Annotated in this window: 13 protein-coding genes, 1 tRNA gene and 1 riboswitch; of the genes, 6 read left to right on the top strand and 8 right to left on the bottom strand. The window is 43.0% G+C overall.

Annotation, left to right across the window (positions count from 1 at the left end; translation table 11 throughout):
• The first annotated feature begins 53 nt into the window (after positions 1-53).
• Positions 54-1411 (top strand): IS3 family transposase gene (locus ICN22_RS09340; RefSeq protein ID WP_439650972.1). Its coding sequence is split into 2 segments (ribosomal slippage): positions 54-516 and positions 516-1411, totalling 1359 coding nucleotides; the frame shifts between segments, so codons are not numbered across the junction.
• Positions 1412-1452: 41 nt separating this feature from the next.
• A riboswitch (SAM-I-IV-variant riboswitch) is annotated at positions 1453-1551 on the bottom strand.
• 114 nt (positions 1552-1665) lie between these two features.
• A complete protein-coding gene (locus ICN22_RS09335; protein ID WP_216170453.1) occupies positions 1666-2931 on the top strand; it encodes a hypothetical protein in 1266 nt (421 codons plus the stop codon).
• A gap of 22 nt (positions 2932-2953) precedes the next feature.
• On the opposite strand, the gene ICN22_RS11150 is transcribed toward ICN22_RS09335, so the two are convergent.
• Genes ICN22_RS11150 through ICN22_RS09310 form a run of 5 tightly spaced genes read right to left on the bottom strand, consistent with a single transcriptional unit; the run spans position 2954 to position 8340 of the window.
• Positions 2954-4405: a DUF2779 domain-containing protein gene (locus ICN22_RS11150; RefSeq protein WP_255533913.1), complete on the bottom strand. Its 1452-nt coding sequence runs from the start codon at positions 4403-4405 to the stop codon at positions 2954-2956.
• 6 nt (positions 4406-4411) lie between these two features.
• Complete coding sequence (locus ICN22_RS09325) at positions 4412-4957, bottom strand: HD domain-containing protein (RefSeq protein ID WP_216170486.1); 546 nt, start codon at positions 4955-4957, stop codon at positions 4412-4414.
• Positions 4958-4989: 32 nt separating this feature from the next.
• On the bottom strand, positions 4990-5967 hold the full coding sequence (locus ICN22_RS09320) for a hypothetical protein (RefSeq protein WP_216170452.1): 978 nt from the start codon (positions 5965-5967) through the stop codon (positions 4990-4992).
• Positions 5968-5995: 28 nt separating this feature from the next.
• Entirely contained in the window at positions 5996-6874 is an 879-nt protein-coding gene (locus ICN22_RS09315; protein ID WP_216170451.1) for a hypothetical protein, read from the bottom strand.
• Positions 6871-8340, bottom strand: a complete 1470-nt coding sequence (locus ICN22_RS09310; RefSeq protein ID WP_216170449.1) for a DUF4407 domain-containing protein — start codon at positions 8338-8340, stop codon at positions 6871-6873. Before ICN22_RS09310 ends, ICN22_RS09315 begins: the two co-directional genes overlap by 4 nt.
• Positions 8341-8596: 256 nt before the next feature.
• Between ICN22_RS09310 and ICN22_RS09305 the strand changes: the two genes are divergently transcribed.
• Together ICN22_RS09305 and ICN22_RS09300 are read left to right on the top strand one after the other, a co-directional pair.
• Positions 8597-10249 carry a DUF3696 domain-containing protein gene (locus ICN22_RS09305; protein ID WP_216170447.1) on the top strand — a complete coding sequence of 551 codons (1653 nt, stop codon included), beginning with the start codon at positions 8597-8599 and terminating at the stop codon, positions 10247-10249.
• Entirely contained in the window at positions 10239-11177 is a 939-nt protein-coding gene (locus ICN22_RS09300) for a hypothetical protein (RefSeq protein ID WP_216170445.1), read from the top strand. The genes ICN22_RS09305 and ICN22_RS09300 overlap by 11 nt, the downstream gene beginning before the upstream one ends.
• Before the next feature lie 14 nt (positions 11178-11191).
• Here ICN22_RS09300 and ICN22_RS09295 read toward each other — a convergent pair whose 3' ends face one another.
• Entirely contained in the window at positions 11192-12343 is a 1152-nt protein-coding gene (locus ICN22_RS09295; protein WP_216170443.1) for a hypothetical protein, read from the bottom strand.
• Between the two features lie 252 nt (positions 12344-12595).
• Positions 12596-12685: transfer RNA gene (locus tag ICN22_RS09290), tRNA-Ser, on the bottom strand.
• A 139-nt stretch (positions 12686-12824) separates the two neighbouring features.
• On the opposite strand from ICN22_RS09290, the gene ICN22_RS09285 reads away from it, so the two are divergent.
• The gene (locus ICN22_RS09285) at positions 12825-13070 is read left to right on the top strand and encodes an AbrB/MazE/SpoVT family DNA-binding domain-containing protein (RefSeq protein ID WP_216170441.1); all 246 of its coding nucleotides are present in this window, start codon (positions 12825-12827) and stop codon (positions 13068-13070) included.
• Positions 13070-13492: a type II toxin-antitoxin system VapC family toxin gene (locus ICN22_RS09280; RefSeq protein ID WP_216170439.1), complete on the top strand. Its 423-nt coding sequence runs from the start codon at positions 13070-13072 to the stop codon at positions 13490-13492. The genes ICN22_RS09285 and ICN22_RS09280 overlap by 1 nt, the downstream gene beginning before the upstream one ends.
• Here ICN22_RS09280 and serS read toward each other — a convergent pair whose 3' ends face one another.
• Entirely contained in the window at positions 13493-14803 is a 1311-nt protein-coding gene (gene serS, locus ICN22_RS09275) for a serine--tRNA ligase (protein WP_216170437.1), read from the bottom strand. It lies immediately after the preceding gene.
• Positions 14804-14816: the final 13 nt, after the last annotated feature.

Below are 14816 nucleotides of genomic sequence, written 5' to 3'. Positions count from 1 at the left end.
TGAACTGACCCCCAAAAGTTGGACGTTATGTCCAACCAAGGGGGTTTTGTTTTATGAGCAAGTACAGCAAGCAGTTCAAGCTAAAGGTGGTTAAAGAGTTTTTAGAGTCAGGCGGTCTTAAGCGGGTAAGTCACCTATTTGAGATCAGTCACTCAGATGTCCGCAAATGGGCCTTAGCTTATCAAGCACATGGCCATAGCGGCCTCAATCCCAGATACCAACGCTATCCCCAGCAGTTCAAACTGCAGGTGCTCGAGTACATGGCTGTGCATCAGATATCAGCTAGGCCAGCTGCTGCCCACTTTGGGATTGGTAGTATGGGTTCGATTTTGCAATGGCAAAAACTCTACAATGAAGGCGGTATTACAGCCCTTGCCAATCGACAGAGAGGACAACCGCCTATGTCCCAATTTAATATCAAAGCATTACTCAAAAAGCCTATCTCAGAACTCACGCCGGCAGAGTTGCGACGACGTTTGGAGTATGCCGAAACGGAGGCTGCCTACTTAAAAAAGTTAGAAGCCTTAGCTCAGAGCAAAGCAGCAAAAGAGAGCAAGCCCAAGTAATTACTGAGCTAAGGCCGCATTACCGTTTACTAGATTTACTACTCATCGCCAAAATGGCTAAAAGCGTTTACTACTACTGGCTTAAAGCCAGTAGTAGTCATGAACCCGATCCTTATGAGTTGGCTAAAGATCGCATTACCCAGATCTTTAATGCCCACCAGGGGCGTTATGGCTATCGGCGGGTGCATTTAGAGCTGCGCAATCAACGGCAATATTTAAACCACAAGACAGTACAAAAGCTCATGACTCAGCTAGGACTTAAATCGACTGTGAGGCCTAAGCGATACCAGTCCTTTAAGGCGAATATTGGTAAAGCGGCTCCCAATTTATTAGAGCGTAACTTTGGAGCAAGCAAGCCTAATCAAAAGTGGGTGACCGATGTCACCGAGTTCAATATCAAGGGTGAGAAGGTGTATCTCTCACCGATCTTAGATTTATATAACCTAGAGATCGTCTCCTATGAGATTGCTGATCGGCCACAGATTAGCTCAGTGATGCAGATGCTCAAAAGCGCATTTAAACAACTGGGGCTAAAAGATAAACCCATGTTGCACTCAGATCAGGGCTGGCAATATCAGATGGGGCTTTATCAACAGGCATTAAAGAAACAAGGTATTACCCAAAGCATGTCTAGAAAAGGTAATTGCTTAGATAACGCGGTGATGGAAAACTGGTTTGGGATTATGAAGACCGAGTTCTTTTACCGAAAGAAGTTTGAAAGTGTTCAATCCTTTAAGGCGCAGCTAAAGGAATACATCCATTACTACAACCATGATCGGATCAAACAAAAACTAAAGGGATTGAGCCCGGTGCAATACCGAACTCAATCCCTCGTGCTAACCTAACTAAACTGTCCAACTTTATGGGGTCAGTTCAATGTGGTGGGTTTGTCGCTTTTGATTACCCCAAAGGGGTCTCATCTTTTTAGCACCTTACTAGCGTTAGCAGGTTGCTGTGGCGACAAAGCCATCTCTTGATGTAAAGTTGATTATGGTGACTTGCATTGTGTTTTGTCAATTAAAAAAATAAGCTCTACAGGCTAAATTGATGCCTAACCAAACCAATTCATAACTACCTCAGACAAACAAGAGAAATTTGAATGGAATATGCGTACAGCCTCCTTAACCGAAAAAATGTCTATGCGGATTCCGCTCAATATCGTCAAAATTTAGATGATCAACTAGTTTGCCCAGAATATTTTGAGCAGGTCTTTAAAAAAGAAATGTGGGTGCCATCTCAGCACTCTACAACACACTTCTTCTCCCACTGTGCTGGCAAATTTGACAGCTGCGACCTAAGAACCCCTAGCGAGAATAACGAAGCCGGCAAGGGAGATAGCTTGGCCAGGCTACAAAAAATGAGTGAATTTAACCAACACTTCAGAAATGAAATAACAAGGAGTTTTGAAAAAGTTTTAGGTAGGTCATTAGCAAATTCAATGTCGGATACACTTGAATTTGCCGCAAGAATATCTATTGAAAAATTAAAAATTGGGAATATCGATAAGCTTTCTGAAAAGCTTTTAGTAGCCCTTTCAGGCCCTATCAATCTATCGATAGATGAGTCATTGGAAGATCTTGAGGAGGCCATATGTCCAATATATGGTCACTTAAGTACCACTTATGGCGAAAATAATTTGTATTTTGTAACTGTGATGAGTCTATTGCTTTCATATCATCAAGAATCACAACACCTTGAGACTCTATTAGATAAAAAATTTCTGAAGCACGCAACGAATTCGAATGAGCTGATATTAGGCAATGCCGTCCTGTTATTAGCGCATTATTTAAGCTGGAACAAATCTCTAGGAAAAGTTCAGGACTTTATTAAGGAATTTAGTCTTCCAGTTAGGGTTGAACTCAAGAAAAAACAACGCAATACCTTAAATAGTATAAAAAATGAGGTCTCACAACCTTCACGAGATTACATCCAATACTGTAGTTTTTGCAAAAATCCATTCATCAACAACGGCACCAAAACCTGCTCAGGTTATTGCGCCTCTAAAGCATCCTCCAAGACCAATAAACCAGTATCTTCGCTATCAAAGAATAATCGCGAGTACGAGAGCTGGCTTTCATCACAACCTTGGGATGAAGATAATCTTCATATGCATAGGTATGGCGCACATAAGGCGGAGTCATTGCCAGCAGTAACGAATAGTCAAACTCATTTAACTACACCGGTATCTGAAATTTTGCCCGAAAAAATATTGTGGATTAAAACTGAGCGAGGTTTAATAAATAAAGAAACGGGAGCCGTTATATTGTTTGCTGACACTCTTCGAAGCGTCTTTCCAATACCGGGCTATAGCGTTAATGGCCATCCAGTTGGCTTCATTAAAGATTCTCAGATCGAAAAAAGTTAATTGCAATTTTCACTTTGTCTTCTCAAGGCCTACTCCAAGCCTTCACAATCTTAACCATCGCAATCGTATCCTGCTCGCAATACTTAAGCATGGCATTCCGAACCTCTTCTTTTCGCTCTGGAGTAGTTTGAGTATGAATCGCTTCTTTATACGCCTCTTGCGCCATAGCTCCATCACTCACCTCCAAGTTTGAATAATCCAATTCAGGCGCGATCGTAGGCAGAACCTCTTTGATTGACCAAGAGCCTTTCATGTCAGGATGGTAGTAATGATTACGTGCCAGTGGCAGCAAATCAAAGAATCGCTCAGGGATAGTCAATAACTCGGAAGAAAGATGTGGAAAGGCTACGGCCAACTCTTTAATACGCGCCCCTTCAAATCCTGCGTTGTAAACAATTACCGGCCCGTCCTTAGACACGGCCTCTATCAATGTTTTTGCAAACATCTCTCTAGGATCGCTTCCAGAAAGATCTAAAAACTCTTGATGTGTAATTGATCCATCCGATTGCTCAATATGACATGACCACTGAAACGGCAATTGCATATATGGGCGGGTACCAGCCCAGATGGGAACAGCAAAACCAATCGTCTCAAAATCGAGGTAATACCGGGGATATGGCAACGCTTGTATTTGATTAATAGCTTCTATCTCTAAGATAGCTTGACCACTAAGGGTGGCTGCATGGACTTTGAGGTGCTTGGGATTACTCAAGCGTTCGGCAGGCACATCACGTAAATCTTTATAGCCATCACCTCTTAATTCAGCGGCTATAGCTTTTCCATAAGGCAAGATCTCTACTGGGTACTCCACGCCTTCCTCTGGCGGGGAACAGTGGTTAATAAAGTCACAAGTAAATGGATTCGTACATTGTTCACCTGGTGCAATCGCAGGCTCTACCGGCGAAGATAAGGTCTTTTTAGCAGCATCAACCCAGGATTGCACTTGAGGCATATTGGGCTTTACCTGGTTTGATAAGTCAGCCTCAGCAAATAAGCCTTCGTAATTACCGTCGCCTTGATAGACAAACTGATTATTGATGTAAGCCAAGGCCATGCTCGTAGGCGTGCAACCTGCTTTCTCCATCACCCAACTTTGGACGGTGACATCATCAACATGATAGCTCTTCACACCAGTAGAAGATTTAACCTCCACCAAGCGATAGCTTTCTTTTTCTGGGAATAGTAAATCCGCACGAATCATGACATCTTCTTCAAAAAAGGCGCCCTCAAAGATAGTTTCGTGTTTCGCTATAGCCTCTTTAGTTAGGGCGATAGCCTCTATTCGGTTAAGCGTCTCTATAAATACGCCGCCTTGATGGTTTTGACGCGCGATGTCGCCGACTTTATTGCCCTCGTCAAATCTGACCTGGGTTGCTGCACTAATTTGGATGAGCTCAGGGCGATTAATTTGCAGCCATAGGCGCTTAGGGCACTGGCGGTGGGCAATGATCTTCGATTTGCTAAGACTTGCCATAAGCTTTTACGTACCCAACTCAGATTGATGCTGAGCCCTGCCTTTTTCTAGCAAAGCATCAAAAATCTTCTCTAGCTTGGAATTTGATCCTCTAATACCGGCAACCACTGCTGCTGCCCATTCGAAGTATTCCTGCTTTCTTTTGAGATCCCATCCCGCTGGAGGGGAAGCCAAGATATCTCGAAGGTTGCAGATCTTGTCAGCAAGCTTAACCAACTTAGCCTCATGGGAGGAATGAGGAGCATGCGCAATTTGTTGCAGCTTACGCTCTGCTTTAGGTAGCAACTTATCGTCAGTGACCTCCAAAACAATTGAGGCTACATTTTTTCCGAATTCTTTAGTTAATTCATCAACCGTAGTTTCGGTATCTTCAATCGTGTCGTGCAACAAGGCGGCACATAGAACATCCCAATTTAGAACACCGCCCTCGTTTACAAGAACATCGACCAGTGAAATTGGGTGATTGATGTAGGGAGACGCCTCTACGTCCTTGCGGCGCTGATCTCTGTGTTTAGCTGCTGAAAAGGCTAAAGCATGAACAAAATGATTAATCATGATGTCATCCATTATAGGGATGAACTAACTTACTCAATACTCACCTGCCCAATGACAGCGCCAGGTTTTTGCAATGCCTCTGCCCGACGCGCAAGGTACTCTGGATTTTTTGCTCCAATGAGACCTATTTGCTTGTCTGCACCATTGGCACCCTGTACTACAACAGCATCGTTTCCGACCGCTTTGACTGACTCAAGCACTGAGCCATCTAACTTTGTAGCAGGAGCAACAAAAGGTCGCGTCGAAGTTGGCGAAAGCGGTGCTGGGGTACGTTCAGCTTTTGATGGCTCATCAAGATTGCTTGGCGTATTGGGACTTGCTAATAAGGGCGGCGATGCCAATACTGGTGCTGGTGCTTTACTTAATTGATCCACCTTAGCTGGCGCTACCTGCTGTACTACTGGAGCTACAGGGGTAACTATTGCTGCTGGACTTGCCTGGTCTTTAGTAACGCTGTCTAATTCCTTAAAGGCCTCACCAGAGCGGTTCTGTATATCTTTAGCTGATTTAGCTACGTTTTTCGATCCCAGCGGTAAAGCTACTAAGACATAAGTGCGAATACGATTACCTTCAGCCACATGCTTCATCTCTACTGTCTCCACTCCAGAGATATCCACATCCGGACAAAGACTGCGTACCGTTAATTCTGACTGCTCTACAGAAGCTGCATCATTATCAGCTCGATACATCTTCATTTGGCTGCGCACTTTACCGCCAGCCCCTGTACAGATCTTCACATAGGCCATAGTTTTAGCTTTGAGGTCAGCCATTGAAAAGTCGCTACTAATCGCTGTGCCATTTTCATAGATGACACCAGACTCCTTGGGAAGCCTACTCATCCAGGCTGGAGCCTCACTTATCGCCTGCTTTGCAACGCGGGCTTGTTGACGATAGTCATCTTGTTGTTGATTTTGCGCTTGCTGCACAGGATTAGTTCCACATGCTGTTAGCAGCATACCTAACGCGCCACTTGCTGCAATTACTCGCAAGCTTATTTGCTTTTTCATGATGTTGATTCCTTTTTATTAAATTGATTCAAAATTTATCGACTACAGTCCATTGATTAACACCTGACCTCACGGTCACTAAGGTAAAACGTACTGCTTGGTTTAAATGCATCTCTGTTTTTGATACAAGTTGGTAAACATTGCCCCTCCATTTGCGTAATGCTGAATTGGAAACTCCGCTTACAAGTTGTCTTGGGCTCATACTCATTTGATCTCCTACGCGAATGAATGGCTTTTCATCTACATAAGGAAAGTTGGTGCAAATTTCTTTGCGGCTTGACCTGTGATCACTAGCTAAATAATTAGTCTGCTGAAATCCAGTCTTTGCTTCAGTCGTTTCCTCAAAATAACAACGTGGTATTGAGGTCGGTGGCAGATTGGGGCTCGCTTGAAGATCTGCCTTTATAAAGTCGCGACTAACTTCAGAACCTTGGCATGCAAATCGTAGAGACCAAATTCGATACTTGGCGAGTGAGTGATAGCTTTTACTGATTTTTCCTGGGTAGGTATTGCCTTCCACCCCATCGACTGTATAAAAGCGGCCGCGACGTAATTGCTCCTCCAATAAAGCAACTTGCTCGGTACCTTTTTCGCAGTCCGGCTCAAAGCGTACTAAATCTTCATAACTTAAACGCTCAAACATAGGTGCGGTGACAGGGGTCTGGGGTGCAGTTGATGTACCTACAGCCGCGGCCATTCTCTGTGTAGATTTTTGTTGGTTATATGTGTTCGCATTTGAATTGTTGCTGACATATGTATTCTTTACCGGCGCTTTATATGTTTGAGTTGTATACGTAGGTTTTGTTGGCGCAACATATGGACTGCTATAGCTGTAGCTGTTGTAGCGAGGCGTGTTTGAGCATCCTACAAGTAGCATTGCTAAGCATCCAGCTATCACCAGTTTCATGATGCCGCCTTTGCTCCTAAGCCATGGATACCGCCAAACTCAAATACTTTTGCGCTTTCATTTGTTGAGTGAACCTGCTCTAGAGCTTTGCTTTCATTCTCGGTTTTTACTGAGAATGGCTTACTTACAGACTCCATTGCCGGCGTTACTACACGGCTCATAAACTGGCCGCTAGCCTGTGCAAAAGTTTGTGTGAATTGGTGCTGAGCTCTCAGATATGAACTGCTCCGGCGCTTGAGCTCTTCTAACTCTTGCCTCAAATGCTCGTTCTCTAAGTCTTGGGTGAGTTTTTGCTTTACTACCAATGAGTCATACTCTTGCCGCTTAGCAAACTGCTCCTTGTCTACAAGAGCATGTTCGTGCTTTGCTAACGTAATTTGGGCTTCTGCATCTAGGCGCCTTGCAGTACTGAGATTAATTTGGCCTACGGCCCTGGTTTTATTCTCATAAGCAAAGAGTGCTATCCGATGACCCAGGGGTGACTGCCCTGCTTGCAGTTTGAGCAAAATTGGCATGAGCTCTAAACACAGCTGCAAGAGAGTAATAAGTGCGTATTTCATTAATGCGCCAGGATTGTTGCGCACCAGAGATGAAAGCACATCAGCTGAGGCAATGTTGATATAGGCCTCATTGACCTTTGTTGCCTTATCTAGATCTTGGGCAATATCTTTCTTTGCCGTATCTATATCACTTTGAGCCTGGGTAATCGCCGCCGCCATTTGCGCAAGCTCAGCCTCCTTAGGACCTACATAGTTGCGATAGTTCTCCCGATAAATGCCATCAATCCGCTCACATTCACGCTTATCCTTGGCGTATAGGCTAATAATTTCAGTCTCGTCTAAATCCGGTGCAAATGTGGTTTTAGTTTTCTTGCTGTAGTCAGCAAAACATTGCCCAACTTGGCCGCGTTGTCGAACCAACTCTGGCGTTAATGTGGAAATCTCTTTTCTGAGCTTAGTAGTCTTGCTCTCAAGATTGGTCAGCCCGGTAGTCTTATCTGCTAATTCGTACTTTTCTTGATAACGCTCTTTTGCCTCCGTAAAGCGTCCATCCTTCATATCCTGCGAATGGATTGCTAGTTCAGACTTTAAAAATAACGGCATCGTAAATTGACTGCTGAGTGAGCCAATTACTGTGATGAGAAAAATTCGAATTCCTAGGTATACGTATGTAAGCTTTTTATCTGCGTCGTACCTTGTATCAGCTAGGTAGATAAAGTTCCGGTCAAGCACCAAGACAATTGCAGCGCCAATGCCGGCGAAAATAAGCGCCATCAAGGCCTGCAAGGCAATATGTAGATCCATCGCCAAGAACCAGCCTGCAATACCAAACTGCAAAGCGGCCAAGAAGCTCGCAAAGGCAATGGCTACGCCAATCTTGCTTAAGCTACCGATCTCTTCAGCTGAGGTATTCGCACTGATGCGATGCCCGGTTAGAAATACTAGGTGCTGACGAATAGTTGACATACATTCATCCAATAGTTGTGAGGATGAATGCAGTATTGCGACCTAAAGGCTCATAGGATGAGCTTCATAAATTTACGGGAAACAATCGCCCAATAAACTTATTTATAGCTGTACAAATATACAGTACTAAATTTTAAATCGCAATCACTATTAATCAAATTACACAAAGTAAGATCTAGATAGTGACAATTCTTACAAGTAATTAGAAATAGAAATCAGTCAATCAAATCCAACCATAAGCTTCATCGCCAACTAAATGCCAAAACTTACAGCAATTGAATTAGAGAACTTTCAAACAGTATCGAAACATGCTGTTATTCCAATTAGAGATTTAACTCTGATGTTTGGCCCCAATGGTGCGGGTAAAAGTGCAATTTTTGATGCCCTAGATCTCATGAATTTGCTTTTTAGCAATGATTGGGGAAATGAAAATAAAAAAATTAATGAGTATCTTGATAGGTGGGCGAGGAGAGAAAGTGCCAGCAAGGGTAATGATCAGATTGCCTTTGGTTTGCAGTTCTTATTTGAGGATGGCTGGCGTCCCGATTTAACCGGCATGGAGCATGAGACATCGCTGAGACATATTGCAGTTGCCTCACTATGGATGGGGGACATGGCCGAAGATTTTGATGGTAAAAATTTCAGGTTTTTCATTGGATTTAAACGAAGTAATTTTTATGGTTGGTCAATTTCAGAGCTCACCATTGCTAATGATGAGAGGAAATTTCTTGAAATTGTTACAGAAGGTGAATCAGACCCAAGAATCAAGATCCATGATGCCGATTGGATTGACTTATATCCAACAAATATCCTCAAAGAAAAACTTAAAACAATTATTCATCAAGATAGTTGCTACTCCTACTATTTAGCACCCAGATTAGAGGGCATGAATCCCAATCAATGGTTTCCTCACGAAATATATTCCCTATCAACATTAGATGATATTGCTGCGTTAAATCAATTAGAGGCTGTGGCACAGCAAATTGTTGGGTTTTTTAAGCTAGCTTTTAACAAACATTTCTTCTCTATAGATCATAAGAGTCTTCCTCTTGTTAAAGCATCTCGGACTGTCCCATCAAGCGAAGAAGTAATTTCAATTATTTCAGGAGAGCCCCATAGAAAAATTGATGGGAAAATTGGTTATGTTCAAAATATTGGCTCCACTACTACCCGCCAAGTATTAGCTAAAACATTAAATAAACTTCAGCCACATTGGAGCTATCTATGCGCTTCAGTTGCGCATAATCAGACAATAGAAACTCCCGCTTCCATCAATACTACTTGGGGCGATCTAGACCCAATATCAAAAATTAATGAGATGCTTCGAGAGGATTTATTTGAAGACAATGGATACCAGCTAAATGGTGAAGTACTCTGCCTTACAGATCTACAGGAAATTATTGATAGCTGGGTAGAGGATCCAAGACACTATGCGAAGATAGTGAGGCTTTATTTAACAGATAATCACCAGAGAAATGTTGAGATTGAGGATGTGGGCAGCGGGATTGGCTACATCCTACCCGTTCTTGCGTCTCTTGCTCATGACGGAAGAGCGCTAATTCAGCAGCCAGAACTCCACCTTCACCCCGCTCTTCAAAGTGCTCTTGGTGAATCCATCATCAGGGCAGTTGAAAACTACAAATACCATGATCAATTTTGTTTAATAGAAACGCATTCAGAACATATTCTTTTAAGAATTCTCAAGCTTCTTAAAAATTCTAATAAAAGAGAGGATGAGGTCCTTTCGCCACTTACATTTGAAAAGGTTTCAATTCTGTACTTTGAGCCTATGCCGGACGGAAGCACCAAGATTCAACGACTCAGACTTACTCCAGATGGAAAATTGATTGATAGATGGCCAGGCGGATTCTTCAATGAGCGTTACAAGGATTTATTTGATGATGAATAAAATTCTCGCCCTATCTCCTTTGGCAATTCAAAAATATAAAGATTGGTTAAAAATTTTTACCAAACTAGGTCCATCACAAGGAATTTTTATTGCAGACTTCCCTAGAAAGAAATGGATTCATAAATTCAATTTAGAGCACTCAACCATCAATACTGATGACTGGGATGATTGGGATGAAAAGAAAATAAATGAATTTTTTGCGCACCTACAGTCTCAAAATGGTTTCATATCGCTAAATTCTCCATACAGAGATGATCTATCTTGGGAACCAAATTTTCTATCTTTACCAGAAGACAAAATACAAGATTGCGTAGCTATAGGCGCTAGAAAGAACCAGCATGGAGTGCAGGATTTTGACCAATTTGATATTAAACTACTAAATGTTAACGACACTGCAAACGTAAGGCTAACCCCCGAAAACTTAGTTTCACTTTTAAAAAACTATATTTTAAATACTGAAAAAGTAGCATTTGTTGATAGACATAACTACCTCCTAACCCCAAACGGGGAAATTTCTGAATTTACAAAAATTATTCAGAAAGTCCTTGAACTTACCAAAACTAAACCCTTGGGGGAGATTCTTATATATTCAATTCATAACACACGCGATCATCCCTATATGGATTCAACAGCAAAGCTTGCTGATACCCTCCAAAAATGCTTCGCAAGATATAAATCACCTTCTTGTGGAATCAAATATATGTGCTGTAGTGAGGCTGGCACGGGTGATGATCTGCATGCTAGGTATATTCTTACCAAAAGCACAGCTTTCCAGCTAACCGACTCTTTTCCTGGAACAAAAAATTCGCAAACGATCACTAGACTTCGCGACCCAGATGAAACCGAGAGATTGCTTAGTAAGTGGATTGATGAAAAACATAAGCTGACTATCAATATTGAATCAACTTACATTAATTTGATAAGCTAGAGTCCCATAAAAAATTATTCATCGAACCCATCATCTCTAATCGGCTCATTCTGTCCAGGCAAACTCATTCCGCTTGCCACCTTATAAATCGGATCCCTCGCGTTAATTTGCTCTTGCGCCCAACTTATCCAACCACCTAGCTCTTCTTTATTTTTACGCCTTACAACCCTGTTGCTCTTGATGGCCTTAACAAACTCTCTAAGCACGGCTAATTCGTTCCAGCGCTCCGCTGCATCCTTGAGCTGACCCCATTTCCAGGCATCTACCTCCCGAGCCCATTTAATGTCGGCTAGGCGCTTGCGCTCTGCCTGCTCCCTTGCCTCACTAGCCTCTCGCTCCACTCTCGCTATCTTGGCGTCAAATGAAAGTTCAGCAATGAGGTTTATCAATTTCCCAAGCTGCTCCTCAACGCTGGTCTTTTCAGAATCCTTAATAATCTTCCAGCCGTATATATCGTTATGGCGAATTCTTAGCTCTAGCCTTCCAGATGGAATGTAGTCAATATCCATCATGTATGAGTGAGTGTGTCCACCGCTAGTCCAACTGTTTTTTCTCTTCATGGGCTTGGGTGGTTTAGTGCTTACCTCATAGAACTCAATTGTCACTACATCATCATCTCTCATGAATGCGGTAACTTCTGGATTTGAATATTTACGATAGCCACCCAACCGATAACCGCGAGAGGTGAATTCGTTGATGAGGGTCTGAAGTATTCGCTTTACCCGTGGAACGCTATGTGGTCCAATCTGGACATCAAAGCCAGCCTTAGATTCTGATCTTCCAAATTTGGAATGGTTTTCCATCTGGAAGTCTTTGAAGGTCTTCTCGATCTCTTCATGGAATTTATTACCCTTGTAAATCTCTACAACTGGAATAGGCTCAGCAGGCTTATTTAGCCTAGCCTCCATGATTGCTTTATCCCGAGTGCGGACATGGATCAGGGGATCATGTTCGTTCCACCAAGGCTCTAATGGAGGCTTCTCTCCTGTTACCTTCCCATGCTCCAGCTTGGCCCAATAGCCCAATGGCGGCTTAGGTACACCGTACTGCTTGCACCACTTGCCAAGGGCCACATCGGAGAGTCCAATCCGCAACGCAACCTTGGTAGCCGGCTCAGTCCACAGAAGTTCATAGATTTCACTGCGTGTGTATGATTCTTTTTCCATCGCAACCCCTCCAGAATATGAAGACAATTTAATCAAATTGTACGAATGAAATCTGGGGGTATTTTTGGGGGTACTCTTTGAAATTCACACCTTATTGGTGGCACGTAACCATATGATTTTGGGCTACAACATGGCGTTTGGCTTGATCTACGCCTCGATTGTCCAAAGCAATGTTTTACTGGTGGGTAGGCTGGTGGGTAGAAGAGGCTCAAAAAGATAGAGCCATATATATAAAGCCTTCTAGGTCAATTCTGGCGGAGAGGGTGGGATTCGAACCCACGGTACCTTTGACAGTACGCTTGATTTCGAGTCAAGTACATTCGTCCACTCTGCCACCTCTCCGAACCAAGGGGTAATTATAGCTACGGATACATAAACCCCTGCGGCCAATGTTGCCTATGAAATTTAGTAGACATAGTTAACAAAGCACATTAATATAGATATACATAAATGTATATCTATATTAAGAGAGAGCCAAACCATGAACATCCAAATATCGAAATGGGGAAATAGCCTCGCCATGCGTATACCGGCAACCTTAATTAAGCAAATTCAACTCAAAGATGGGGACAAGGTTGAGGCAACTTTGTCAAAAGATGGCTCATTAATTATCAGGCCACAGAAATTGGATCGCAAAGCAATTGCAGCAGAACTAAAAGCATTCAGAGATACATTGAAGATGGGCAAATCGGTAATGGATCAACTCCGATCAGAGGCGCGCTATTAATGATTTATGTTGATACAAGCGTTTTTGTAGCCTTATGCATAAAAGAGCAAAAGAGTGATGATGTTGCTAAATGGTACACAAATAGCTCAGCAAAGATGATCTCCTCAACTTGGGCATTTACCGAATTCTCTAGCGCACTTAGTCTTAAAGTCAGAACTAGCCAAATAACTGTTAAGCAAAGTCGAGAGGCTTGGAAAAAGTTTGATGGCCTCTGTCAAAGCGATATCGAACTCTTGCCGATCGAAAACAAGGTTTATTATTCAGCTGGAATCTTAGTGGTTAATAGCAAATCAAATCTGAGGGCTGGAGATGCCCTTCACCTTGCCGTAGCAAAGCAGCTTAAATCTAAATCCTTAGCCACTCTAGATAAAGTTTTAGCCAAAAATGCGAGCAGTGTAAAAATTCAGGCTGTTTTAATTTAATCAGATTGGACTGAGAACTTCCAAACCACCCAAGTAAGGTCGCAAAGCTTTCGGTATCGCAATACTGCCATCAGCCTGCTGGCAGTTCTCCAGAAGAGCTACACCAGTTCTGCCAACCGCAAGCCCGGAACCATTTAAGGTGTGGACCAACTCTGGCTTTCCTTGTCCAGATTTGTATCTCGCCTGCATACGTCTAGCTTGGAAATCGCCCATATTCGAGCAAGAGCTAATCTCGCGATAAGCATTTTGCGATGGAATCCAGACTTCAAGATCATAGGTCTTTGTACTTCCAAAGCCCATATCACCGGTGCAGAGTAATACTTTTCGATAAGGCAGCTCTAGTAGCTCCAAAACTTTTTCTGCATGCGAAGTTAATTCTTCAAGCAACTGCATAGATTCTTCTGGCTTGGCAATTTGCACAAGCTCTACTTTTTCAAATTGGTGTTGACGAATCATGCCGCGTACATCACGGCCATAGCTTCCAGCCTCAGATCTAAAGCATGGGGTATGCGCAACAAACTTGAGTGGCAACTCTTCAGCTGCAGTAATGGTGTCACGCACTAAATTGGTAACGGGCACCTCTGCGGTAGGGATGAGGTAAAAGTTTTCAACTTTTGCTTCACCGGCTCCATCTTCACCGCCCATCTGGCGAGGAACCTTAAACAGATCTTCTTCAAACTTAGGCAGCTGACCAGTTCCGCGCATAGATGCAGCATTCACCATGAGAGGAACGTAGAGCTCTTCGTAACTATGTTGAGTTGTATGCAGGTCGATCATAAATTGCGCTAATGCACGATGTAATCTGGCGACAGGCCCCTTCAAAACAACAAAGCGTGAGCCACTAATTTTTGCAGCAGATTCAAAATCGAGACCTAATGGCGCGCCCAAGTCGACATGGTCCTTCACAGGAAATGAAAACTCGGGGATCGTACCCCAACGTTTTACTTCCTTATTTTCAGCTTCATCTTTACCGACTGGAACCGCCTCATCCGGCAAATTAGGAATATCCATCAAGAAATCAGCAATCTCTACCTGCAATATCGCCAAGCGTACTGCACCTGATTCCATATCGACGTTAATCTGCGTTGCTTCAGCCATCTCGGTAGCCGCATCTTCGCCTTTACCTTTTTTCATGCCAATCGCTTTAGCCAGCTGGTTACGCTTGGCCTGCAATTCTTCAGTGCGAGTTTGTAAGGATTTACGCTCGGACTCTAAGGTGTTGAACTTCTCAACATCAAGTTGAAATTTACGCGTAGCTAAACGGGCAGCAACAGCTGCGATATCTTTGCGGAGTAATTGCGGATCAATCATGTGATGCTCTATT

This window comes from Polynucleobacter bastaniensis (genome assembly GCF_018882205.1).
Classification (GTDB): domain Bacteria; phylum Pseudomonadota; class Gammaproteobacteria; order Burkholderiales; family Burkholderiaceae; genus Polynucleobacter; species Polynucleobacter bastaniensis.
This window is presented reverse-complemented; position numbering and strand designations above follow the sequence as displayed.

Bases quoted from the DNA above. Each gene is read 5' to 3' on its own strand.
- ICN22_RS09295 (WP_216170443.1), bottom strand. From the start codon at position 12,343: ATGGAAAAAGAATCATACACACGCAGTGAAATCTATGAACTTCTGTGG.
- ICN22_RS09310 (WP_216170449.1), bottom strand. From the start codon at position 8,340: ATGTCAACTATTCGTCAGCACCTAGTATTTCTAACCGGGCATCGCATC.
- ICN22_RS09315 (WP_216170451.1), bottom strand. From the start codon at position 6,874: ATGAAACTGGTGATAGCTGGATGCTTAGCAATGCTACTTGTAGGATGC.
- ICN22_RS09305 (WP_216170447.1), top strand. From the start codon at position 8,597: ATGCCAAAACTTACAGCAATTGAATTAGAGAACTTTCAAACAGTATCG.
- ICN22_RS09280 (WP_216170439.1), top strand. From the start codon at position 13,070: ATGATTTATGTTGATACAAGCGTTTTTGTAGCCTTATGCATAAAAGAG.
- ICN22_RS09320 (WP_216170452.1), bottom strand. From the start codon at position 5,967: ATGAAAAAGCAAATAAGCTTGCGAGTAATTGCAGCAAGTGGCGCGTTA.
- ICN22_RS11150 (WP_255533913.1), bottom strand. From the start codon at position 4,405: ATGGCAAGTCTTAGCAAATCGAAGATCATTGCCCACCGCCAGTGCCCT.
- ICN22_RS09300 (WP_216170445.1), top strand. From the start codon at position 10,239: ATGATGAATAAAATTCTCGCCCTATCTCCTTTGGCAATTCAAAAATAT.
- serS (WP_216170437.1), bottom strand. From the start codon at position 14,803: ATGATTGATCCGCAATTACTCCGCAAAGATATCGCAGCTGTTGCTGCC.
- ICN22_RS09335 (WP_216170453.1), top strand. From the start codon at position 1,666: ATGGAATATGCGTACAGCCTCCTTAACCGAAAAAATGTCTATGCGGAT.
- ICN22_RS09285 (WP_216170441.1), top strand. From the start codon at position 12,825: ATGAACATCCAAATATCGAAATGGGGAAATAGCCTCGCCATGCGTATA.